Source organism: Methylosinus sp. LW3 (assembly GCF_000527115.1).
Taxonomy (GTDB): domain Bacteria; phylum Pseudomonadota; class Alphaproteobacteria; order Rhizobiales; family Beijerinckiaceae; genus Methylosinus.
Window position 1 is genome coordinate 400,554 of the sequence record NZ_AZUO01000001.1, and the last position, 22,996, is coordinate 423,549.

22 protein-coding genes are annotated in these 22,996 nt (G+C 65.4%); 9 read left to right on the forward strand and 13 right to left on the reverse strand.

Annotated elements, in window-relative coordinates:
* Positions 1-23 precede the first annotated feature (23 nt).
* The 3 genes from METLW3_RS0101950 to METLW3_RS0101960 form a co-directional block, all read right to left on the reverse strand.
* Positions 24-545 (reverse strand): GNAT family N-acetyltransferase, encoded by a 522-nt coding sequence (locus METLW3_RS0101950; RefSeq protein WP_024878328.1) that lies wholly within the window; start codon positions 543-545, stop codon positions 24-26.
* 117 nt (positions 546-662) lie between these two features.
* Complete coding sequence (locus METLW3_RS0101955; RefSeq protein WP_024878329.1) at positions 663-1,535, reverse strand: undecaprenyl-diphosphate phosphatase; 873 nt, start codon at positions 1,533-1,535, stop codon at positions 663-665.
* Positions 1,536-1,650: 115 nt separating this feature from the next.
* The gene (locus tag METLW3_RS0101960; RefSeq protein ID WP_024878330.1) at positions 1,651-2,643 is read right to left on the reverse strand and encodes an NAD-dependent epimerase/dehydratase family protein; all 993 of its coding nucleotides are present in this window, start codon (positions 2,641-2,643) and stop codon (positions 1,651-1,653) included.
* Between the two features lie 181 nt (positions 2,644-2,824).
* On the opposite strand from METLW3_RS0101960, the gene ettA reads away from it, so the two are divergent.
* Positions 2,825-4,477 carry an energy-dependent translational throttle protein EttA gene (gene ettA, locus METLW3_RS0101965; protein ID WP_024878331.1) on the forward strand — a complete coding sequence of 551 codons (1,653 nt, stop codon included), beginning with the start codon at positions 2,825-2,827 and terminating at the stop codon, positions 4,475-4,477.
* Between the two features lie 245 nt (positions 4,478-4,722).
* Here the strand turns inward: ettA and METLW3_RS0101970 are convergent, their stop codons facing one another.
* Positions 4,723-5,697 carry a LysR family transcriptional regulator gene (locus METLW3_RS0101970; RefSeq protein ID WP_024878332.1) on the reverse strand — a complete coding sequence of 325 codons (975 nt, stop codon included), beginning with the start codon at positions 5,695-5,697 and terminating at the stop codon, positions 4,723-4,725.
* A 558-nt stretch (positions 5,698-6,255) separates the two neighbouring features.
* Between METLW3_RS0101970 and METLW3_RS0101980 the strand changes: the two genes are divergently transcribed.
* The 5 genes from METLW3_RS0101980 (at position 6,256) to METLW3_RS0102000 (ending at position 8,830) form a co-directional block, all read left to right on the forward strand.
* Complete coding sequence (locus METLW3_RS0101980; protein ID WP_024878334.1) at positions 6,256-6,591, forward strand: AtpZ/AtpI family protein; 336 nt, start codon at positions 6,256-6,258, stop codon at positions 6,589-6,591.
* Positions 6,592-6,655: 64 nt separating this feature from the next.
* Positions 6,656-7,396: a F0F1 ATP synthase subunit A gene (locus tag METLW3_RS0101985; RefSeq protein WP_024878335.1), complete on the forward strand. Its 741-nt coding sequence runs from the start codon at positions 6,656-6,658 to the stop codon at positions 7,394-7,396.
* A gap of 53 nt (positions 7,397-7,449) precedes the next feature.
* The gene (locus METLW3_RS0101990) at positions 7,450-7,680 is read left to right on the forward strand and encodes a F0F1 ATP synthase subunit C (protein WP_018267102.1); all 231 of its coding nucleotides are present in this window, start codon (positions 7,450-7,452) and stop codon (positions 7,678-7,680) included.
* Positions 7,681-7,757: 77 nt separating this feature from the next.
* Entirely contained in the window at positions 7,758-8,342 is a 585-nt protein-coding gene (locus METLW3_RS0101995) for an ATPase (protein ID WP_024878336.1), read from the forward strand.
* 11 nt (positions 8,343-8,353) lie between these two features.
* Positions 8,354-8,830 (forward strand): ATP F0F1 synthase subunit B, encoded by a 477-nt coding sequence (locus METLW3_RS0102000; protein WP_024878337.1) that lies wholly within the window; start codon positions 8,354-8,356, stop codon positions 8,828-8,830.
* A 180-nt stretch (positions 8,831-9,010) separates the two neighbouring features.
* On the opposite strand, the gene METLW3_RS0102005 is transcribed toward METLW3_RS0102000, so the two are convergent.
* Together METLW3_RS0102005 and METLW3_RS0102010 are read right to left on the reverse strand one after the other, a co-directional pair.
* The gene (locus METLW3_RS0102005) at positions 9,011-9,649 is read right to left on the reverse strand and encodes an N-acetyltransferase (protein ID WP_024878338.1); all 639 of its coding nucleotides are present in this window, start codon (positions 9,647-9,649) and stop codon (positions 9,011-9,013) included.
* 123 nt (positions 9,650-9,772) lie between these two features.
* Positions 9,773-10,915, reverse strand: coding sequence for a type III PLP-dependent enzyme (locus tag METLW3_RS0102010; protein WP_024878339.1), 1,143 nt, complete (start codon positions 10,913-10,915; stop codon positions 9,773-9,775).
* A gap of 785 nt (positions 10,916-11,700) precedes the next feature.
* Here METLW3_RS0102010 and METLW3_RS0102015 point away from each other — a divergent pair.
* Positions 11,701-13,263: a glucan biosynthesis protein G gene (locus tag METLW3_RS0102015; protein WP_024878340.1), complete on the forward strand. Its 1,563-nt coding sequence runs from the start codon at positions 11,701-11,703 to the stop codon at positions 13,261-13,263.
* A gap of 91 nt (positions 13,264-13,354) precedes the next feature.
* Here the strand turns inward: METLW3_RS0102015 and dinB are convergent, their stop codons facing one another.
* A complete protein-coding gene (gene dinB, locus METLW3_RS0102020) occupies positions 13,355-14,428 on the reverse strand; it encodes a DNA polymerase IV (protein WP_024878341.1) in 1,074 nt (357 codons plus the stop codon).
* Between the two features lie 81 nt (positions 14,429-14,509).
* Between dinB and METLW3_RS0102025 the strand changes: the two genes are divergently transcribed.
* Positions 14,510-15,361, forward strand: a complete 852-nt coding sequence (locus METLW3_RS0102025) for an ATP-binding cassette domain-containing protein (protein WP_245267207.1) — start codon at positions 14,510-14,512, stop codon at positions 15,359-15,361.
* Positions 15,358-16,851, forward strand: coding sequence for a glycine betaine ABC transporter substrate-binding protein (locus METLW3_RS0102030; protein WP_024878343.1), 1,494 nt, complete (start codon positions 15,358-15,360; stop codon positions 16,849-16,851). The genes METLW3_RS0102025 and METLW3_RS0102030 overlap by 4 nt, the downstream gene beginning before the upstream one ends.
* 57 nt (positions 16,852-16,908) lie before the next feature.
* On the opposite strand, the gene era is transcribed toward METLW3_RS0102030, so the two are convergent.
* The 6 genes from era to METLW3_RS0102060 all read right to left on the reverse strand — a co-directional run bounded on the left by era (position 16,909) and on the right by METLW3_RS0102060 (position 22,909).
* Positions 16,909-17,808, reverse strand: a complete 900-nt coding sequence (era, locus tag METLW3_RS0102035) for a GTPase Era (RefSeq protein ID WP_024878344.1) — start codon at positions 17,806-17,808, stop codon at positions 16,909-16,911.
* Positions 17,809-17,902: 94 nt separating this feature from the next.
* Complete coding sequence (gene rnc, locus METLW3_RS0102040) at positions 17,903-18,604, reverse strand: ribonuclease III (protein WP_024878345.1); 702 nt, start codon at positions 18,602-18,604, stop codon at positions 17,903-17,905.
* Positions 18,605-18,630: 26 nt separating this feature from the next.
* A complete protein-coding gene (gene lepB, locus METLW3_RS0102045) occupies positions 18,631-19,422 on the reverse strand; it encodes a signal peptidase I (RefSeq protein ID WP_024878346.1) in 792 nt (263 codons plus the stop codon).
* Between the two features lie 125 nt (positions 19,423-19,547).
* Positions 19,548-19,943, reverse strand: a complete 396-nt coding sequence (gene acpS / locus METLW3_RS0102050) for a holo-ACP synthase (RefSeq protein WP_024878347.1) — start codon at positions 19,941-19,943, stop codon at positions 19,548-19,550.
* Entirely contained in the window at positions 19,940-20,692 is a 753-nt protein-coding gene (locus METLW3_RS0102055) for a pyridoxine 5'-phosphate synthase (protein WP_024878348.1), read from the reverse strand. The genes acpS and METLW3_RS0102055 overlap by 4 nt, the downstream gene beginning before the upstream one ends.
* A gap of 6 nt (positions 20,693-20,698) precedes the next feature.
* Positions 20,699-22,909, reverse strand: a complete 2,211-nt coding sequence (locus tag METLW3_RS0102060; protein WP_024878349.1) for a bifunctional (p)ppGpp synthetase/guanosine-3',5'-bis(diphosphate) 3'-pyrophosphohydrolase — start codon at positions 22,907-22,909, stop codon at positions 20,699-20,701.
* Positions 22,910-22,996: the final 87 nt, after the last annotated feature.

The window sequence follows — 22,996 nt, forward strand, 5'->3', positions numbered from 1 at the left end:
GCAGCTCCTGACAGTGGGAAAAGTCAGCGGACGGGCGCGGAGACGAATCCGAAGGCGACGCGCGCCAACATGTCTTCGCCGAAGCGCTCTTCCGCGCGGCGGACGGTGAGGCCGCCGAGCCGGCGATAAAAGGCGAGAGCCTTGTCATTATCGGCCAAGGCCCAGACGATGGTGGAGAGATAGCCATGCGCGGCGAGCTCCTGCCGCGCGGCGTTGAACAGGCGTCGGCCGAAGCCGAGGCCCTGATATTCGGGCAGCAGATAGATCTCGAAGATCTCGCCCGAGTAAGGCATGGAGGGCACGCGATTGCGGCCGTAGGTGACGTAGCCGACGACGTCCTGGTCGAACTCCAGCACCAGAATGCCGCTGCCCCGCACGATCGCCCGCGCCCACCATTGCGGCCCGCGGCGGGCGATCATGCGCTCGAGCTCCCCGCCCGGAATGACGCCGCGATAGGCGTCCCGCCAGGAGGCGTCGTGCACATGCGTGATCGCCTCGGCGTCGCCGGGTCCAGCATGGCGAATGAGGGTGGTGGTCTCGACCATGGCTCCGATGTTAGGTCCCGAGGGCCTGTTTGGGCAAGAGCCGGGCGCCGACAAAGCGAACAAAAATAAAAGATCGCGGCGCCGAAATGACCGAATCGGCGCCGCCTCCCTTGCGGCTCAAGACAATAGGCCGGTGGCGGCGCCCACGAGCAGAACCACGCCGATGAAGGCCCGGTAGACGACGAAGGGCCAGGTGGAGAAACGCTCCAGAAAACGCATCAGTCCCCATATGGCCGCGAAGGCCGAAACGGAGGCGACGACGAGGCCGACCGCCAGCACCGACCAGCCATGGCCGTCGAGATGCGCCTTGTGCAGCTCATAGAGCTCCTTGAGGCCGGCGAGGGTGATGGCCGGCAGGCCGAGCAGGAAGGAGAATTGCGCCGCCTGCTCGCGCTTGAGGTCTAGGAACAGGGCCGCGGTCAAGGTGGAGCCGGAGCGCGAGACGCCCGGCACCAGCGCGCCCACCTGGGCGAAGCCGACGACCAGGGCATCCTTCAGGCTCACATGGTCCAGCGTGCGGGAGTGGTTGCAATAGAGCTCGGCGATGGCGAGCAGCGCCGCCATGACGATGCAGGAGATGCCGATGACCGGCAGCGAGCGCAGCGGCGAGCCGCAGGCGTTCAGCACGCCGGACAGCGCGATGCCGGCGAGGCCGATGGGGATGGTGGCGAGGACGATCCATATGAGGAAGCGGAAGTTCCAATCGCTGAAATCGCGCCGCAGCGCCGCATGGACGGAGCCGAAGGCGATCCCGCGAATATCCTTCCAGAAATAGCTGACCACGGCGGCCAAAGCGGCGAGCTGCATGGCGGCCGAGAAGGCCGAGCCCGGGTCCTTCCAGCCGAGCAGCGCCGGCACGATCCGCATATGCGCCGTGGAGGAAATGGGGAGAAGCTCGGTGATGCCCTGCACGACGCCGAGCGCCGCCACTTTCGCATAGCCGAGCTCGACGAAGCCGGTATCGAGACCTGAAGTGCAAGCCAAGGCCATGAAACGCTCTCCGAAACGAGGCCCAAGGCCGCGCCGAAAGGGCGCGAATCGCCCCCGCGCGGCGGTTACGGTCTTGTCTCAGACAGATGGTTAAGGATTGCTCACGGCTCCGGCGTCAGGCGGCGTCATAATAGGCGCGATACCAGTCGACGAAGGCCGAGACGCCCTCCTCCACCGAGGTCTGCGGGCGAAAGCCGGTCAGCCGCTCGAGCAGCGAGCAATCGGCGAAGGTGCGGGGGGCGTCGCCCTTCTGCATCTCGAGATAGTTGCGGACCGCCGTCTTGCCCAATTTGCGCTCGATCGCCTCGATGAAATCGAGCAGGCCCACGGGCTCGCCGCGCCCGATGTTGACGATGCGGAACGGGGCGACCGGCGAGACGGATGCGTCCGCGCCGATCTGCGGCGCGCGGTCGACGAGGCGCAGGATCGCCTCGACGAGATCGCCGACATAGGTGAAATCGCGCTGCATCTTGCCGTGATTGTAGATGTCGATCGGCCGGCCCTTCTCGATGGCGTCGACGAATTTGAACAGCGCCATATCCGGCCGGCCCCAGGGGCCGTAGACGGTGAAGAAGCGGAACATGGTCGTCGGAATGGACCACAGATGCGCATAGGAATGCGCCATCGCCTCATTGGCCTTTTTCGTCGCCGCATAGAGCGTCAGCGGAAAATCGGCGCGCTCGCTCTCCAAAAAGGGCACGTCCTGATTGCCGCCATAGACGGAGCTGGTGGAGGCCATCAGCAGATGGCGAACGCCCTGCAGCCGCGCCAGCTCGAGAACATTGAAGCCGCCGACGAGATTGGCGTCCACATAGGCGCGCGGGTTCTCGAGGCTGTAGCGAACGCCCGCCTGCGCCGCGAGATGGACGATGACCTCCGGCTCCGCCGCCGTGACGGCGCGGGTCAGCGCCTCCATATCCTCGAGCATGGCGATATGGGGGCGAAACGCTTCGAAGCCTGAGAGCCGGGCGTGGCGCGCCTCTTTCAGCGTCACATCGTAATAAGGCGTGAGCCCGTCGAAGCCGTCGACCCTGTGGCCGAGCTCGAGCAGGCGCTGTGCGAGATGGAAGCCGATGAATCCGGCCGTGCCGGTCACGAAGACGCGCATGAGCCCGCTCTCGTTGGAGACGGGCAACCTCTGGCGGAAAAGCCCCGCCGCTGTCAACTTCCGGCGACGTACGGGCCTTCCGCGACCACGCCGGCCCTCACGCAAAAAGCCGGTTTTCACTTCCGCCCAAAAGGCGCTAAACATCGCGCCGAGCATTTTTCTCTAGCGGGACCGATCACCCATGGCGCGGCAGTTCATCTATCATATGCAGGGTCTAACCAAGACCTATCCGGGCGGCAAGAAGGTCCTCGACAATGTCCATTTGTCCTTCTACCCGGACGCGAAGATCGGCGTTCTCGGCGTCAACGGCGCCGGTAAATCGACATTGCTGCGCATCATGGGCGGCATGGACAAGGAGTATACCGGCGAGGGCTTCGTCGCCGAAGGCGCGCGCGTCGGCTATCTGCCGCAGGAGCCGCAGCTCGATCCAGAGCTCGACGTGCGCGGCAATGTGATGCTCGGCGTCGCCGACAAGAAGGCCATTCTCGATCGCTACAATGATCTCGCGGTGAATTATTCCGACGAGACCGCCGACGAGATGACCCGCCTGCAGGACGAGATCGAGGCCAAGGGCCTCTGGGATCTCGACAGCCAGGTGGATCAGGCCATGGAGGCGCTCGGCTGCGCGGCCGACGACGCCGACGTCACCAAGCTTTCCGGCGGCGAGCGGCGCCGCGTGGCGCTGTGCCGCCTGCTGCTCGAGCAGCCGGAAATGCTGCTGCTCGACGAGCCGACCAACCATCTCGACGCCGAGACGGTGAACTGGCTCGAGGGACATTTGCGCAATTATCCGGGCGCGATCCTCATCGTCACCCATGACCGCTACTTCCTCGACAATGTGACCGGCTGGATTCTCGAGCTCGATCGCGGCCGCGGCATTCCCTACGAAGGCAATTACACCAGCTGGCTGAAGCAGAAGCAGAAGCGCCTCGCGCAGGAGAACAGCGAGGACAAGGCCCGCCAGCGCGCCCTCGAGGCGGAGAGCGAGTGGATCGCCGCCTCGCCCAAGGCGCGCCAGGCCAAGTCCAAGGCGCGTATCCAGCGCTATGAGGATCTCGTCGCCAAGCAGAATGAGAAGGCGCCGACGACGGCGCAGATCGTCATTCCGGTGGCCGAGCGCCTCGGCGACAATGTCATCGCCTTCGATCATTTGTCGAAGGGCTTCGGCGATCATCTCTTGATCGACGATCTCTCCTTCAAGCTGCCGCCGGGCGGCATCGTCGGCGTGATCGGCCCCAACGGCGCCGGCAAGACGACCTTGTTCCGCATGATCACGGGCCAGGAGAAGCCGGACAAAGGCTCCATCACGGTCGGCGACAGCGTGCAGCTCGGCTATGTCGACCAATCGCGCGACGCGCTCGAGGACAAGAAGACCGTGTGGGAAGAGATTTCCGGCGGCAATGACATCATCTATCTCGGCAAGCGCGAGATCAACTCGCGCGCCTATTGCGGCGCCTTCAACTTCAAGGGAACCGACCAGCAGAAGAAGGTCGGCATGCTCTCCGGCGGCGAGCGCAACCGCGTGCATCTCGCCAAGATTTTGAAGCAGGGCGCCAATGTTCTGCTGCTCGACGAGCCGACCAACGATCTCGACGTCGACACGCTGCGCGCGCTGGAAGAAGCGCTGGTCGATTACGCCGGCTGCGCGGTCATCATCTCGCATGACCGCTTCTTCCTCGATCGCATCGCCACTCATATGCTCGCCTTCGAGGGCGATTCGCATGTGGAGTGGTTCGAGGGCAATTTCGCCGATTACGAGGAGGACAAGAAGCGTCGCCTCGGAATCGACAGCGTCATTCCGCATCGGCTGAAATATAAGAAATTCTCGCGCTGAGGCCCTCTCCCCGGCCCTCCCCCGCTGCGCGGAAGAGGGCTTTTGCGAAGGCGTGCTACGGTTTCCGCGTGAATGCCACGCATTCCCGCATGGTCGTCATTGCGAGGAGCGGAGCGACGAAGCAATCCAGAACCGCCCCACGGCTCTGGATTGCTTCGCTTCGCTCGCAATGACGGCTGTGCGGTCGTCGCTTTTTCGAGCGAAGAATCAGATGGAAACCCTATGATGAGTGGCGAGCGCATTCTTCACGCAGGCTCTCGGCCCTTTGCGCGCGCCGGCCGCGGCGTCTCCTCGACCGGCGGCTCCACGACGCCGCGGCAAATATCGACGATTTCGCGCCGCAGCCATGCGTGCGCCGGCTCGCGATCTTGCAGCGAGTGCCAGACCATCAAGAGATCATAGGTCGGGAACTCGATCGGTATCTCCAATATTCGCAGCGGCGCGAGACGCACGAAATGCTCGGCGATGCGCAGCGGCAATGAGAAGACGAGATCGCTGCTCGCCACGATCCAGGGCGCAGATAGAAAATTCGGCACGACGAGCGAGACCTTGCGCGCGAGACCGCGGCGCTCCAGCCAGTCGTCGATGATTCCCGTGCCCGCCTCGCGCCGCGACATCAGCATATGTCGCGCCGCGACGAATTGCTCGAGCGTCGGCTCATCGGTCGGAAAATCAGGATGGTCGCGGCGCACCAGCGCGACGATGCGATCCGTGTAGAGCCGCTCGCGCCGGACATAGGGCGTCGAATCCAGGATCACGTCGAAGCCGATGACGAGATCGACATCGCCGGCGTCCGCCGCCTCGCGCAGCGAGCCGGAGGTCTGCACCAGATGAATCTCCACATTGGGCGCCTGCCGGCTCACCGATTTCATCAGCGGCGGCAGCAGGCAGAACTCGACGTAATCATTCGTCGCGATCGTGAAGCGCCGCTGCGTCGTCGCCGGCGAAAACTCCTTCGAGCCGCGGATCACCTGCTCGACCTCGTTCAAGATGGAAGCGACCGGCTCCACCAGGGCGAGCGCGCGCTGCGTCGGCTTCATGCCCTGCGGCGTCTTCACCAGCACCGGATCGTCGAGCTGCTGCCGCAATCGCTGCAGCACATGGCTCATTGCCGATTGGGTGATGAACATCTTCTGCGCCGCGCGCGACACATTGCGCTCCTCCATCAGAAAATTGAAGGCGACGAGGAGATTGAGATCGAAGTTCCGCAGCTCGGTCATATGTCCGCCATCCGCATCATCGCGCAAAAGCGAGGATCGTTCGTGAAGATGACGCCAGAACGGCGCCTCCGACGCCACTGAAAATTTTTGATAGCGCGATGAAATCAATGCATTTATGCGGACCTTACCTCTCCGCGCCTCGCTACGGAAGAGCGCGGGCGCCTGCCGGCCCGTCGGATCCTTCGGGCGGCTTTCCGTCCCCAGCATGCTCCCTCGACGAGGGAAAGCGAGCCGTTCCTCGCGGGGCCGCGGGGCGCGGCGACGGGGCGGCTTTCTCGCATTGCGGCTGCGGACCATCTCGCAACCGCGAAAAGGAGTCTGCGCAAGAAATGGACAATCGCGGAAAAACCCTGGTTTTCCGGGCGATTCGCGGCGGGGGCTGCGGCTTGACACGAAATGGCGCTGCCCATATGTTGCGCGCGGCTCGAACGACTTGGCCGCCCGGCCGATATCGCGTCGCGTCGAAATCCCTTCCGTCGCCCCTGTCCGGGCGTTTCTTCGGCAATCATCTATGCTGCTCGCGCGCGCTCTAAAGCTTTTGCGCGAGGAGGAGAGCCGATGACAACGGACAAGAACGAGAGCGACCGCGAGCTGCGCGCGAGGCTGGAGAGGCTCCAGGCCGAGCTCGGCAGCAAGGAAGAGGAGCGACGCGCCGAGACTGGCGGCGGATTGCCTGTCGGCGGGTCGTTCGGAAAGGCGCTGAGCGCGGGTTTCACCGTGCTGTCCGAATTCGTCGCCGCGATTCTCGTCGGCACGCTGATCGGATGGCAGGCGGATCGCTGGTTCGGCACCGGGCCGTGGCTGCTGATCCTGTTTCTGGGGCTCGGCGTCGCTGCGGGCTTCTACAATGTGTTTCGCTTCGTTGCGCCGAAAGACGCGCGAGGCGGCGAATGAAACAGGCGGCCCGACTCCCTCGGCGCCGCGGAGATGAAGGGCCGGGCGCCGTCCGGATCGAGCGATGAATCCTACCGAGCAGTTCGAGCTCCAGCGTATTGCGCCTTACTTCATCAATGGCGTCGACGTCTCCTTCACCAACGCCTCGCTCTACATGCTTCTCGCCGCTTCCGCGGCCATCATCCTCACCATATTCGCGACGTCCAAGCGCGCGCTGGTGCCGGGTCGTGGACAGGCGCTCGCCGAGGTTCTCTACGAATTCGTGGCCAATACGGTGCGCTCTACGGCGGGCAAGGAAGGGATGCGCTTCTTCCCCTTCGTCTTCACGCTGTTCACCTTCATTCTGATGTCGAATCTGATCGGCCTCGTCCCCTACACCTATTCGCTGTCGAGCCAGATCGTCCTCACCTTCGCCTTCGCGGCCTTCGTTCTCCTTCTGGTGATCCTCTACGGGCTCTATCGCCACGGCTTCGGCTTTCTGCGGCTGTTCGTGCCGCATGGCGTTCCGGGGCCGGTGCTGGTCATTCTGATCCCGATCGAGATCATCTCCTTCCTGTCGCGGCCCGTGTCGCTCTCCGTTCGTCTCTTCGCCAACATTCTCGCGGGCCATATCACGCTCGCCGTGTTCGGCGGTCTCGCGGTGATGCTTCTCGGCGCCGGCTCCTGGGCGGCGCTCGCGCCGGTTCCTGTGCTCGGCGTCGTCGTGCTCTACGCCCTGGAGCTGCTGGTCAACTGCCTTCAGGCGTTCGTCTTCACCGTCCTCACTTGCGTCTATCTCAATGACGCGATCCACCCGGGCCACTGATAAATATTTGAACAATAAATGGTCGCCCGCCTAAAAAAGAGCAGGAGTTAACAATGGCTGATGTTTCCGTCTACGGCCCGATCGGCGCTGGTCTCGCCGCCATCGGAACGGGCGCCGCCGCGATCGGCGTCGCGATCATCTTCGGCAACTATCTCAATGGCGCTCTGCGCAATCCGTCGGCCGCTGCGGCTCAGTTCACCAACGCCATCATCGGCGCGGCGCTGGCCGAAGGTCTCGGCATCTTCGCGTTCCTGATCGCGATCCTGCTCTATCTCAAGGCCTGAGGCCGTATGAACGAAGGCTCGGGACGCGTCCCGAGCCTTTGTCGTCTCCCATCCAGACAAGAGGCTTTGAAGCCGTCATGGCGAATATCGTTCTCGCCGCCGAAGAGGCGGCGCCGCATGGAGCCCATGAGCCGAGCACGACGCAAACGAGCGTCGAGCATCACGGTGGAGGCGAGTTTCCGCCCTTCCAGACGGAGAATTTCGTTCCGCAGCTCGTCTGGCTGGCGCTGACCTTCGGACTTCTCTATCTTCTCATGTCGCGCATCGCATTGCCGCGCATCGGCTCCATTCTGCACGACCGCGAGAGCCGCATCGAGAGCGATCTCATCGCCTCGCGCGAGCTGCAGGAGAAGGCGCAGGAAGCCGCCGCCGCGCATGACGAGACCTTGCGCGTCACCAAGGCGCAGGCGCAGGATATCGGCCGCGCCGCCCAGCAGCAGGCGGCCACCGAGACCGCCACGCGTCGCGCCAGCGAGGAGGCCGCCTTCGCCGAGAAGGTCGCCGCCGCCGAGACGCAGATTCTCGCCGCCAAATCCGAGGCGCTGTCCAATGTCGAGACGATCGCCACCGAAGCCGCCGGCGCGATCCTCGAGAAGCTGACGGGCGCCCGCTTCGCCGCCGAGACGCTGCAAGGCGAATACCGTAACATCAAGGCGAGCTGAGAGGTCGAGCCATGCATTTCGACGCGGAAGTTTTCGTCGCCATCGGCTTCGGCATTTTCGTCTGCCTGCTCCTCTATGTGGGCGCGCATAAGAAGCTCGGAGCCGCGCTCGATTCGCGCGTGATCCGGATCAAGAGCGAGCTCGCCGAGGCCGAGCGCCTGCGCAGCGAGGCCGAGAGCCTGCTCGCCTCTTTCGAGAAGAAGCGCGAGGAGGCCGAGGAAGAGGCCAAGGCGATCGTCGCTCAGGCCAAGAGCGAGGCCGATCTGCTGGCGACCGAAGCGCGCCAGCGCCTCGAGGATTATATCACCCGCCGCACCAAGCAGGTGGAGGACAAGATCGCCCAGGCCGAGGCTCAGGCCGCCGCAGAGGTGCGCGCCAGCGCCGCCGACGCCGCGGTGAAGGTCGCCGAGGCCGTGCTGCGCAAGGGCGTCGCCGGAACCGATTTCGTCTCCGCCGGCATTGCGGATGTGAAGTCGCTGGCGCACTGACCGCCGCTTAGCGCCGTGGAGGCGGGCTCGCCTCTCCCCGCCGAAGCCTGACCAAATTCAAAACGCCCGAAGTCGCGAGACTTCGGGCGTTTTGCTTTTATCGAATGTCCGGCGCCGGTTCGGCGCGCGGCTCCCCGGCAAAGGCCGCCCGCGCTTGCCTACGCGGTCCGGCGCGCGACCTCACGCCGCGCGCGCCAGCTCGCCGATCATGGCCGGGGCAGCCGCCCGGATGGGCAGGCCGGCTCCAGACACTCGGCCGGCCGCGCCGGTCAGCGCGCCCTTCGTCAGCTCGAGGCCGAGAAAACGCTCGCGCTCGACGGGGCCGGGCATTGTCAGCCCTTCGGTGAAACGCGTCTCGAAGCCGAAGCGCGCATAATAGGGCGCGTCGCCGACGAGCAGAACCGCGCGATGATTGCGGGCTGCCGCGCGCGCGAGGCCCGCCTCTATCATGGCGGCGCCGAGCCCCAACGAGCGATAGTCGCGCGCCACCGCGAGCGGGCCGAGCAGCAGCGCCGGGCGCCCCGGCCCGGCGAAGATCGCCCACATGCGCATTGTGGCGACGAGCCGGTCCTCGTCCTTGCAGACCAGCGCGAGCCCGCGCGCCGGCATGCGGCCTTCGCGAAGCCGCTCGCAAGTCTTCAGAAAGCGCGCCGGGCCGAAGGCCGCGTCGAGCAGAGCCTCGCGCGCGGCAATGTCTTCCGGGGTTTCTTCCGCGATCGCGCAGACGGGACGGCGCGCCTCGAGGCTCGCTTCCGCAATCACGCTGTTGCGCGTAAAGCCGAGCGACCGGATCTCATGATGAGAAAGTTCAAAGGCCATCGGTTCCTCCCTTCGAGGACGGACGACCCTCGCGCCTGGCGCGCATCGCTGCGCGCCCGCCGAACGGGACAGGTAATTTTGGGCGGGGCGGCTGCGAGCCAGAAGGCTCGCGGCCCGCAGGCGTCAGATGACGAAGGATTCGAGCGGCGGGAAGCCGTTGAAGCCCACCGACGAATAGGTCGTCGTATAGGCGCCGGTTCCCTCGATCAGCACTTTCGAGCCGATCTCCAGGCTGATGGGCAGGAGGTAGGGCTCCTTCTCATACAGCACGTCCACCGAATCGCAGCTCGGCCCGGCGATGACGCAAGGCGCGGTCGCGGAGCCGTCCGCCTCGGTGCGGATCGGATAGCGGATCATCTCGTCGGTCGTCTCGGCGAGACCGTTGAACTTGCCGATGTCGAGATAGACCCAGCGGACCTCGTCCTCACGGGACTTCTTCGACACCAGCACGACCTCGGCCTCGATCACGCCGGCGTTGCCGACCATGCCGCGGCCCGGCTCGATGATCGTCTCGGGAATGCGATTGCCGAAATGCTTCGACAACGCCCGGAAGATCGCCTGGCCATAGGCCTTCACCGCCGGCACATTCTTGAGGTAACGGGTCGGAAATCCGCCGCCGAGATTGACCATCTGCAGCTGAATGCCGCGCTCGGCGAGATCGCGGAAGATCGACGAGGCCGACTTCAGCGCGCCGTCCCACATGTTCGGATTGCCCTGCTGCGAGCCGACATGGAAGGACACGCCATAGGCGACAAGGCCGAGGCGATGAGCGTGCTCGAGGACGCGCGGCGCCATATCCGGCGTGCAGCCGAATTTGCGCGACAGCGGCCATTCGGCGCCGCTGCCGTCGCAGAGAATGCGGCAGAAGACCTTGGAGCCCGGCGCGGAGCGGGCGATCTTCTCGACCTCCGCCTCGCAATCGACCGCGAAGAGGCGCACGCCCAGCGCATAGGCGCGGGCGATATCACGCTCCTTCTTGATCGTGTTGCCGAAGCTGATGCGATCCGGCGTCGCGCCGGCGGCCATGGCCTGCTCGATCTCGACAACGGAGGCCGTGTCGAAGCAGGAGCCGAGCGAAGCGAGCAGCGAGAGCACTTCCGGCGCCGGATTGGCCTTCACCGCGTAGAAAACGCGCGTGTCCGGCAGCGCCTTGGCGAAGCTCGTGTAATTGTCGCGCACGACCTCGAGGTCGACGACGAGGCAGGGGCCGACATCGCGTCCGGCGCGACGACGGGCCTCCAAAAATTCGCGAATACGATCCGTCATTTGCGGCATCCCCAACGAAGTCGCGGCATGTAGCGCCGCGGAGTGGCCAAGGGCTTCGATCGGATGCACGACGTCGTTTGCGCAGCACGCTGTGGAGGCGAGCTGAACATCGAGACGACTGCGTTCCATGACCGTCACGGCTTCGCTCGCGGCGAAGCGCAGGACGGTCGGGTGATGCGCCGTCGGCTAGACGAAACGCGGACTCGCATGTCCAGACGGACATCGAATCCCGTGTCGAATAGCCATCGCTTGGAAGGGGATTTTTCCCTTTCCGCACGCCCGGCAAGAAAGACAAGCCTCTTCGGTACGCCGACCTTTGGAGGGTCGACAGAGACGAAAAAGCCCGGTCCGTCGTTGCTTTAAGTCGCGATCCCTCGCTCAGGCGAGGTTCGCCGGTTTCGCCTCCGGCTGCCGGTTTTATTCCGATGGTTGACCGGCCTCTTGTCCGGATCCCCATCGACCGACACACGACCACAGGCACGTGCGAAAGTGGGCGAGAACGTAAATACGCGCTTTCGCCGGCTCTGCAAGGGCTTTTTCGCCCGCCGGCGAAATTTGTCGCCCTTTCGCCCATTTTGCGCCCTCCGCGGGGTGATAGCTCCACCGTCTTGCAGCCCGGCCCAAAGCCGGATAGGCAGAAGCTCGGACGGGGCCGGGCGACGCGCGCCGCGCTCGTAGACGGGGCGGCGTCCCCAAGAACGCCCGATTCGTCTGCGACCCCGATTCGTCTGCGACCCGAAGACGGGCTTCCGCTCGTCGCTCAATTTTTCCGGAAACCGACTGAAATGATCGACATCACACGCCGCCGGCTTCTCGGCGCGATGGTCGCGGCGGGCGCTCAGGCCGCGCCGCTCGGACGCGCCGTCGCGCAATCCGTGCAGAACGGAACGCAGCCGCGCTTCGGCCTCGAGGACGTGGCGCGCCGCGCCCGCGACCTCGCCGGCGCGCCTTTCGAGGCGGCGCCGCCGCAGCTGCCGGACGAATTGGCGAAGCTCGACTTCGACTCCTTCCGCGATCTTCGCTTCCGTCCGGAAAAGGCGCTGTTCTCCAATATTCCGGGCTCGTTCCGGCTGCACACCTTCCATCTGGGCTTTCTCTACAAGCGCCCGGTGACGGTGAACACGATAAGGGACGGCATTCCGACGCCCATTCCCTATTCGGCGGCCCTGTTCGACTATGGCCGCAACAAATTCGAGCGGACGCTGCCGATCAACATCGGCTTCGCCGGCTTCCGCCTGCATTTCCCGCTCAATGATCCGCATGTGCACGACGAGGTGATCTCCTTCCTCGGCGCGAGCTATTTCCGCTTTCTCGGCCGCGGCCAGCGCTACGGCCTCTCGGCGCGCGCGCTCTGCGTCGACTGCGGCGACAATACGGAAGTCTTCCCCTTCTTCCGCGAGTTCTGGATCGAGACGCCGCAGCCGGGCAGCAATCGCGTCACCTTCTATGCGCTGCTCGACGGCGAGGCGGCGACCGGCGCCTATCGCTTCGATCTGACGACCGGCCAGGACAGCACGATCGACGTGCAGGCGACCATCTTCCCGCGTCGCAAGGCGAAATTCGGCCTCGCGCCGCTCACCTCAATGTATCTCACCGGCGAGAACGACCGCCGCATGCGCGACGGCTTCCGCACCGAGCTGCATGATTCGGACGGGCTGCTCGTCCATGGCGAGTCGAAGGAATGGCTCTGGCGCCCGCTCGCCAATGCGCCGATCGCGCGGCTGACGTCCTTCTCCGATCCCAATATTCGCGGCTTCGGCCTTCTGCAGCGCGACCGCAACTTCGAGACCTATCAGGACATCGACCTCGCCTATGAGCGGCGGCCGAGCTATTTCATCGAGCCGCAAGGGTCATGGGGCGAGGGCGCCGTCGAGCTGCTGGAGCTGCCGACGCTCGACGAGACCAATGACAATATCGTCGCGGCCTGGGTCGGCGCGCAGCCGCTCGAGATCGGCAAGCCCTTCTCCTACGCCTATCGCATCACCTCGCTGCTCGATCTGCCGCGGCTCTCTCCCAATGGCCGCGCGGTGAACACATTCGAGGCGCCGGCGCGGGCGCTCGGCTCGGGCGAGGCGGTGACTCCGGGCGCGCATCGCTTCATCGTCGATTTCGCCGGCGGCGATCTCGCTTATTACGTCAATGATCCTTCGCAGGTGGAAGTCGTCGCCTCGGCGACCAATGGCACGGTCATCCGCTCGAGCGTCGCCGCCAATCCGCACATAGACGGCATGCGCGTGATGTTCGACATAGCGGTGAAATCCGGCCAGACGGCGGATATTCGCGCCTTCCTCAAGGCCGGCCCGCTGACGTTGACGGAGACTTGGACCTATCCCTGGACCGCGCCGTGAGGGGCGAATAGAGGTTGGCGAGTAGCGAGTAGCGAGTAGCGAATAGACAGCTCGCTGCCTGCTACTCGCTATTCGCTATTCGCTGGTGACTTCACACCCCCAAGCTCATCTGCGGATCGTCGCTTCCACCCGCGGGCGCGAGCGAGGAGAGCGTGACGCCGAGCAGGCGCACGCCTTTCTCTGACGGAAACAGCGGGCGCAGCAGCGCCAGCGCGCAGGCTTCCAGCGCGGCGCGCGAGGCGATCGGCGCGGCGCCGGTGCTGCGCCGCGTGATCTGCTGAAAATCCGCATATTTGACTTTGAGCGTCACCGTGCGTCCCTCTATGCCCGCCCCCTCGCAATGGGCGGCGACGCGCGCGACGATGGGCGCGAGAGCGGCGATCGCTTCCTCGAGCGCGACGAGATCATGCGCGAAGGTCACTTCCGCACCGATCGATTTGCGAATGCGGTCTGGCCGTACTGGACGATCGTCGACGCCGCGCGCGATGCCGTAAAAATAGCTTCCCGATTTGCCGAAATGCCGCTGCAGAAAGGGCAGGGGCTTGGCGCGCAGATCGAGCCCCGTCTCTATGCCGAGCGCATTCATCTTCTTCGCCGTCGCCGGCCCGACTCCGTGAAACTTGCCGATCGGCAGCGTGGCGACGAATTCCGCGCCTCTGTCCGGCGTGATGACGAAGAGACCATTCGGCTTGTTCTGGTCGGACGCGAGCTTGGCCAAAAATTTGTTGTAGGAGACGCCCGCCGAGGCGGTCAGCCGAGTCTCCTCGCGAATGCGCGCTCTTATCTCCTCGGCGATATGCGTCGCGGAGGCGATCTTCTTGCGATTTTCGGTGACGTCGAGATAGGCCTCGTCGAGCGAGAGCGGCTCGACCAGCGGCGTGTAATCGAGGAAGATCGCGCGAATGCGCCGCGACACCTCGCGATAGACGTCGAAGCGCGGCGGAACGAAGAGGAGATCGGGACATCGCCTGCTCGCTGTGACGGAAGGCATGGCCGAGCGCACGCCGAAAGCGCGCGCCTCATAGCTCGCCGCCGCCACGACGCCGCGCTCGCGCGGCGAGCCGACGGCGACCGGCCGTCCGCGCAATCGCGGATCGTCGCGCTGTTCGACCGACGCATAGAAAGCGTCCATGTCGATGTGGATGATCTTGCGTTGCGACGCCATGGGTGAGGAGACGCCGAGCGGCGACGCCGCGGGAACGGGAAGCTCTCACGTCGGTCGGCCGGATTCAAGCCGAGGCCGCGCGTGACGTCCCGCATCTTCGCGGTGGCCGACCCTTGGAACCACGCCCGCGCGCGCCATTTGAGCGACGTCACCCGACGCCGCGGCGCAGTCATGATCCGACTGGAGCATGTCAGTAAATGTTTCGGCGGCGCGCGCGTCGTCGACGACGTCACGCTGACGATAGAGCCCGCGCGCACGACGGCGCTGATCGGCCCATCCGGCTCCGGCAAATCCACGCTTCTCGCCATGATCGTCGGGCTCGTGACGCCGGACGAGGGCGAGATAGAGGTGGCGCGCCATCTGCTGACGCCGCTTTCAGCGGCGAAGCTCCGGAGCCTCATGGGCTATGTGATTCAGGAGGGCGGCCTCTTCCCGCATCTTACCGCGCGCCGCAACATAGAGCTGATGGCGCGCGAGATGCGCTGGCCCGCGGAACGTCGCACGGCGCGACTCGAGGAGCTGCTGCGTCTCACGCGCTTTCCGGCGGAGGCTTTGGATCGCTTTCCGGCCGAGCTCTCGGGCGGCCAGCGGCAGCGCGTGGCGCTGATGCGCGCGCTCATGCTCGATCCGGAGATTCTGCTGATGGACGAGCCGCTGGGCGCGCTCGATCCGCTGATCCGCGCCGATCTGCAGGACGATCTCGCCGCCATATTCGCGCGGCTGCGCAAGACCGTCGTCATCGTTACGCATGATCTCGCCGAGGCCGGATTCTTCGCCGAGCAGATCGTGCTGATGAATCACGGCCGCATCGTGCAGCAAGGCCGCTTCGCCGATTTCGTCGAGCGGCCGGCGGAGGAGTTCGTCACGCGCTTCGTGCGCGCCAGCGCGCGGCGCCTCGCCGATCTGCCGCTTCCGCCGGAGGGCGCGCGATGAGGGGCGCTCTTGCAATTTTGCTCGCGCTCCTTCTGCTCGGCGCCTGTGCGCGTGAGGGCGATGTCGTGCGCATCGGCTCCAAGACCTTCACCGAATCCGTCATTCTCTCGGATATCGTCGCCGATCTTGCCGCCGCTTCTGGCGCGCGCGTGATCCGCCGACCGGCGCTCGGCGGCACGCGGCTCGTCTGGAATGCGCTGCTCTCCGGCGAGATCGACGCCTATCCCGAATATACGGGCACGCTGCGGCAGGAGATTCTCGCGCAGCTGCGGCTCTCCAACGATCGCCAGCTCGCCGACGCGCTCGGCGAGCTCGGGCTGCGCATGAGCCTGCCGCTCGGCTTCGGCAATGGCTATGCGCTCGGCATGCGGCGCGACAAGGCGGAGGCGCTGGGCGTGCGGACCATTTCTGATCTCGCGCGGCAGGCGTCGCTCGTCTTCGCCTTGAGCGAGGAATTGCTCGCTCGCGCCGATGGCTGGCCGGCGCTGCGCGCCGCCTATGGATTCGCGGCGGAGGATGTGCGCGGGCTCGATCACGATATCGCCTATAAGGGGCTTCTCGACGGCGCCATCGATGTCGTCGATCTCTACGCCACCGATCCGCAAGTCGCCGATCGGCGCATTCTCGTGCTCGACGACGACCGCAAGCTGTTCGCGGAAAATCGCGCCGTTCTGCTCTATCGCGTCGATCTCGAGCAGCGCGCGCCGCAGGCGGTCATGTCCATGCTGAGGCTCGAGGGTCGCATAGACGCGCCGGCGATGATCGCGATGAATATCGCGGTGAAGACAGGCCTTCGCACAGAGCGCGAGGCGGCGGCGAATTTCGTCGCGACGCAATTCGGCGTCGAGGCGCCGGCGCCTTCGCAGAGTCTCGCCGAGCGGCTGTGGCGACGCACGCGCGAGCATCTCTTTCTCGTCGGCGTCTCGCTGGCGGCGGCGATCCTCGTCGCTGTGCCGCTCGGCGTCGCGGCGGCGAAGCGTCCGCGTCTCGGCCATGCGATCCTCGGCCTCGCCAGCGTGCTGCAGACGATTCCCTCGCTCGCTCTGCTCGTCTTCATGATTCCGCTGCTCGGCATAGGCGCGGCGCCGGCCATTGCGGCGCTGTTCCTCTATAGCCTGCTGCCGATCGTACGGAATGTCGCGACCGGCCTCACGACGATTCCGCGCGCGATCGAAAATTCGGCGATCGCCATCGGGCTCACGCCCTGGCGGCGCTTGCTTCTCGTCGAATTGCCGATGGCGTCGCCCGCTATTCTCGCGGGGCTGAAGACGGCGGCGGTCATCAATGTCGGCACGGCGACTTTGGGCGCGCTGATCGGCGCCGGCGGCTATGGCCAGCCGATTTTCACCGGCGTCCGCCTCGACAATTTCGCGCTGATCCTCGAGGGGGCGATTCCTGCGGCGCTCATGGCGCTCGCCGCGCAGGGGCTGTTCGATCTCGCGGAGTCGCGTATCGTGCCGCGAGGCTTGCGGCTGAAGGCGAGCGGATGATCTTTTCGTGCAACGCCGACCACTCCTTCTCCCGCTCGCGGGAGAAGGAGACGCGCGTCACTCCTTCGGGAAATCCAGCCGCATCTCGCGATAGCGCTCGGGATCGTCGGCCCAATTCTCGCGCACCTTCACGAACAAAAAGAGATGCACCTTCTGCTCGGCGGCCTCCGCGATCTCGCGGCGCGCGGCCTGGCCGATCGCCTTTATGGTGCGGCCGCCTTCGCCGATGACGATCTTCTTCTGCCCGTCGCGGGTGACATAGATCGTCTGCTCTATGCGGGCCGAACCGTCCTTCTGATTTTGCCAGGAATCGGTCTCGACCGTCGATTGATAGGGCAATTCATCATGCAGACGCTCGAAGATCTTCTCGCGCGTGATCTCGGCGGCGAGCAGTCGCAGCGGCGCGTCGGAGAGCTGGTCTTCCGGATAGAGCCAGGGCGAGGGCTTCATCAGCGCGGCGAGCTTGGCTTTGAGATCGGCGACGCCATCGCCGTTCAGCGCCGAGATCATATAGGTCTCGATGAAATTCGCCTTTTCCGTCAGCGCCGCCGTGAGCGCCAGCAGCGAATCGCGCGGCACCAGATCGATCTTGTTGAGCGCCAGAATTTTCGGCGCGGAGAGCGTGGCGAGCTTGGCGACGATCTCCTCCACCTCCGCGACGAGGCCGCGGCGCGCATCCACGAGCAGCACAATGGCGTCGGCGTCGCCGGCGCCGGAGATGGCGCTCGCCACCATGGCGCGGTCGAGCCTACGCTTGGGCGCGAAAATGCCGGGCGTGTCGACCAGAATGATCTGCGCCTCGCCTTCCAGCGCTATGCCGCGCACGAGGGCGCGCGTCGTCTGCGCCTTGCGCGAGACGATGGACACTTTCGCGCCGACGAGCTGATTGAGCAGCGTCGATTTGCCGGCGTTGGGCGCGCCGACCAAGGCGACGAAGCCACAGCTTGTTTCGGTCACGAGAATGCGCCTTTCGATGTTGGCATGAAGCCCTGGTCCAAATCAGCGCCCTCAGGATGAGGGGACTGTCGTGTCGAGCCCGCGAAGCTGGCGCTCACACGTCCTCCCTCTCTATCCCCTCGCGGTCGAGAAAGGCCTGAGCGGCGGATTGCTCCGCGGCGCGCTTGGAGGCGCCAGCGCCTTGCGCGGCCACGAAGCCCTCGACCTCCACCGCTACCTCGAAGAAGGGCGCATGGTCCGGCCCGCTGCGCGCGGCGAGCCGGTAGCGCGGCGTGGCCAGGCGGCGGGCCTGCGCCCATTCCTGCAGCGCGGTCTTGGCGTCGCGCAGCCTTCGCCCCGGCGCGTGCATGCGCTCGGCGAAGGCGGCGCGCACCACGGCCTCGGCCGCCTGCGGGCCGCCGTCGAGATAGACCGCGCCGATGATCGCCTCGCACATATCGCCCAATATGGCGCGTTTTTTCCGTCCGCCCGTCTGCGCCTCGCCGTCGCCGAGCCGCATGAAAGGGCCGACGCCCCAGCGCTCGGAAACCTCGGCGCAGGATTCCTTGCGCACGAGGTCGGCGAGCCGCCGCGACAATTCGCCCTCGCTCTCCTGCGGGAAATTCTCATAGAGCATATGGGCGATGACGACGCCGAGCACGCGGTCGCCGAGAAACTCCAGCCGCTCATAGGACTCCGGCCGCGCCGCCGAGGCGCTGACATGGGTCAGCGCATGCTCCAGCAGGCCGCGATTGGCGAAGCCATGACCGACGCTCGCCTCGAGCGTGGCGAGGTCCTCCCGACCGAGAACTCCCATTTGCGTCTGCTTTATGCCGAGCGGCGTCAATGCGCTGGCTTGAACAGCCGATCCCACCTGACCGTCCAGGGCCAGCGCCAGAAGGCCAGAGCATATTCGTCCTTCTGCACCGAGAAGAAGATGATCTCGGCGCGGCCCACCAGATTCTCGAAGGGCACATAGCCGACGCCGCCTTCTTCCGGCGCGAAGCGTGAATCGGTGGAATTGTCGCGATTGTCGCCCATCATGAAATAATTGTTCGGCGGCACCACGAAGAGCTCGGTGTTGTCCTTATAGCCGTGGTCGCCCTCGATCTCGATGATCGTATGGGCGACGCCGCCGGGCAGAGTCTCGGTATAGGTCGGCACCTCGACCTCGCGGCCGTCGCGGCCCTCGTGCTTCTCCTTGGCCTTGACCTCGCGCGGCACGATCTCGCCATTGATATAAAGGCGGCCCTCGATCATCTGGACGCGGTCGCCGGGCAGGCCGATCACGCGCTTGATGTAATCGGTCTCATTGTCGCGCGGCAGCTTGAACACCACGACATCGCCGCGCTTGGGCTGCGAGCCGAGCACGCGGCCGGAGAAGAGATCGAGCCGCCAGTCGAGATAAGGCACGGAGGGCAGCGAGTAGTTCGAATAGCCATAGGCGTATTTCGAGACGAAGACATAATCGCCGATCAGCAATGTCGGGATCATAGAGCCCGAGGGAATGTTGAAGGGCTGAAACAGCAGCGTGCGAATGACGAGCGCGATGACCAGCGCCTGGACGATCACCTTGATCGTCTCGAGCAAACCACCTTCGTCGCGCCGTTCGGCGACCGAGACGTTCCTGCTCAAACCACGTCACTCCTTAGTTGTGGCCGAAGCCGCTCCTGGTCGTCCGTTTGCGAGCGAGCCTGAAGGCGCGCGGTCCATCAGGCCTCGGACCGCGCGCCTTCAGGCTCGCTCGCAAAGCTCGTCTATCACGTCAGCGCCTCTATGAGAACCTGGGCCTGCGCGAGCGGATATTCGTCGGTCAATGTGAGGTGAATGACGATCCGCGCGCCCTGCGGCGCGATCTCGGCCAGACGCTCGGCGGCGGCGCCGGTCAGCTCCACCGTCGGCTTGCCGGAGGGCAGATTGACGACGCCCATGGTTTTCCAGGTGATTCCTTCGCTTATGCCGGTGCCGAGCGCCTTGGCGCAGGCCTCCTTGGCGGCAAAGCGCTTGGCGTAGGAGGCCGCGCGAGCGGCGCGTCCTTCCGATTTCTCGCGTTCGACATCGGTGAAGCAGCGGCGGATGAAGCGCTCGCCATAGCGCTCGAGCGCCTGCTCGATGCGGCGAATGTCGCAGAGATCGCTGCCGAAGCCGATGATCATGCGGCGCCCGCGCCCTCGTCGATCGCCCGCCGCATGGCGCGGATCGATTCGGCGAGGCCGACGAAGACCGCTTCGCCGATGAGGAAATGCCCGATGTTCAGCTCGACGATCTGCGGCAGCGCCGAGATGCGCTTCGCCGTCGTATAGTCCAGCCCATGGCCGGCGTGGCACTCGAGCCCGCGCTCCGACGTATGCGCCGCGGCCGCCACGATGCGGGCGAACTCGCGCTCGGCGGTCCCGTGGTCCCCCACTTCGACCGCATGGCACCATGCGCCCGTATGCAGCTCGACGACCGGCGCCTTGATCGAGGTCGCGGCGTCGATCGCCTCGGCGCCCGGCTCGATGAACAGAGAGACGCGAATCCCGGCCCGGTTCAGCTCGTCGACGAAGGGGACGAGGTGATTATGCCCGCCGATGACGTCGAGCCCGCCCTCGGTGGTGCGCTCGGTGCGGCGCTCCGGCACCAGGCAGACGGCGTGAGGCTTGGTCTGCAGCGCAATGTCGAGCATCTGCTCGGTCGCGGCCATCTCGAAATTGAGCGGCTTGGATATTTCCGCCTTCAGCCGCGCCATGTCGGCGTCGCGAATATGGCGGCGATCCTCCCGCAAATGCGCAGTGATTCCGTCCGCGCCCGCCTCGATGGCGAGCAGAGCGGCGCGCACAGGGTCCGGCGAGAGGCCGCCGCGGGCGTTGCGAATGGTGGCGACGTGATCGACATTCACGCCGAGACGTATGCGGCGAGCAGTCATGTTTCCTCACCCGATGACGCGCTCGACCTTGCTGACCAGAGCGCTCGCCCGCAGCCGGGCGATGATGTCGTTCAAATGTTTCAGATCGGCGACCTCGAGGTCGAATCGCATCTCACGAAAGTCGGGAGAATGAATGGCGAAGGCGACATTGTCGATATTGGCCCCCGTCTCGCCGATCAGCGTCGCCAGCCCGCCCAGCGTTCCCGGCTCGTTGATCGCCGTCACCACGAGCCGCGCCGGAAACAGCTCCCGGCTCTCCGGGTCTATGTCCCAGCGCACGTCCAGCCAGCGGTCGGGCTGATCGTCGAAGGCGGTCAGCGCCGGCGATTGGATCGGATATATGGTGATGCCTTCGCCCGGCGTCAGTATGCCGACGATGCGGTCGCCCGGCACGGCGCCGCCCTCCGGGGCGAAGCGCACCGGCACGTCGCCGCGCAGGCCGCGGATCGGAATGGCGCTGGCCTGATCGGGCGAGCCGGGGGCCTTGAACACGACATTGGCGTTGGACTTCATGCCGAACCAGCCGGGCTCGCCCGGCTCGAGGCGCATTTGCTGCGCGGGCTTCCGCTCCTCGCTGAAATCCGGATAGACGGATTTCACCACATCGCCGGAATAGATCTCGCCGCGGCCGACAGCGGCGAAAGCATCCTCCAGCGAGGCGCGGGCGAGGCGCGGCAGCGCGGCTTTCAGCTTCTCGTCCGAGACCGCTCGCCCAGCGCGCTCGAAAGCGCGGGTGACGATCTGCCGGCCGAGCCCGGCGTATTGCATCCGCACCGCCTCGCGCGTCGCGCGGCGAATGGCGGAACGCGCCTTGCCGGTGACGACGAGCGATTCCCAGGCCGCCGGCGGCACGTGACTTTCAGCGCGGACGATCTCCACCTCGTCGCCATTCTGCAATTGCGACAGAACCGGCGCGATGCGTCCGTTGATCTTGGCGCCGACAGCGGAATCGCCGACCCGCGTATGCACCGCATAGGCGAAATCGATCGGCGTCGCGCCGCGCGGCAGAGCGATCAGCCCGCCCTTGGGCGTGAAGCAGAACACCTGGTCCTGAAACAATTCGAGCCGCGTATGCTCGAGGAATTCTTCCGGACTGTCGCCGTGGGCGAGCAATTCCAGCGTGTCCTGCAGCCATTTGAAGGCGCGGCTCTCCTTGGCCAGCTCCTCCTTGCCCTCGTCGCTGGAGGAATCCTTGTAGAGCGCATGGGCGGCGATGCCGAAGCGCGCGATCTCATGCATGGTCGCGGTGCGGATCTGCAGCTCGACGCGCTGATGGCCGGGGCCGATCACAGTGGTGTGAATGGAGCGATAGTCGTTCTGCTTGGGCGTCGAGATGTAATCCTTGAACCGCCCCGGCACGCTCGGCCATTTGGTGTGCACTATGCCGAGCGCGCGATAGCAATCTTCCACACCGTCGACGATGATGCGAAAGCCGAAAATATCGGAGAGCTGCTCGAAGGCGATCGACTTGCGCTCCATCTTGCGCCAGACGGAATAGGGCGTCTTCTGCCGCCCGGTGACGGCCGCATGAATCCCGCGAGCGGCGAACTCCTGCGTCAGCTCCTTCTCGATCTTCTTGATGATGCGGCCATTCTTGGCGCGCAGATCGTGCAGGCGCGATTCGATCGCCTGATAGGCCTCCGGCGTCAGATGGCGGAAGGCGAGGCCCTCCAGCTCCTCGCGCAGCCGCTGCATGCCCATGCGGCCGGCGAGCGGCGCATAGATGTCCAGCGTCTCCTGCGCGATGCGGGCGCGCTTCTCCGGCGGCACGAAATGCAGGGTGCGCATATTGTGCAGCCGGTCCGCGAGCTTGACCAGCAGAACGCGGACGTCCTCGGAGACGGCGAGCAAAAGCTTGCGAAAATTCTCGCCTTGCGCGGCCTTTTTGGAAACGAGGTCGAGCTTCTCGATCTTGGTCAGACCATCGACCAGCTTGCCGATCTGCGGGCCGAACAGGCGATTGATCTCGTCGAGCGTGGAGCTCGTGTCCTCCACCGTGTCGTGCAGCACGGCGGCGACGATGGTGGCGTCGTCGAGCTTGAGGTCGGTGAGGATCGCCGCCACTTCGAGCGGATGCGAGAAATAAGGGTCGCCGGAGGCGCGCGTCTGCTGGCCATGCGCCTTCATGGCGTAGACATAGGCGCGATTGAGCAGGTCCTCGTCGACCTGCGGATTATATTTTCGAACTCGCTCGACGAGCTCGTATTGGCGCATCATAGGCGTCGACCGGCGATCTGGTTGCGCGGATCGTCGGGGGCGTCGCGGAGCTCACGGGGAAGATCGGACGGGAGGCGGCGCGAGCGC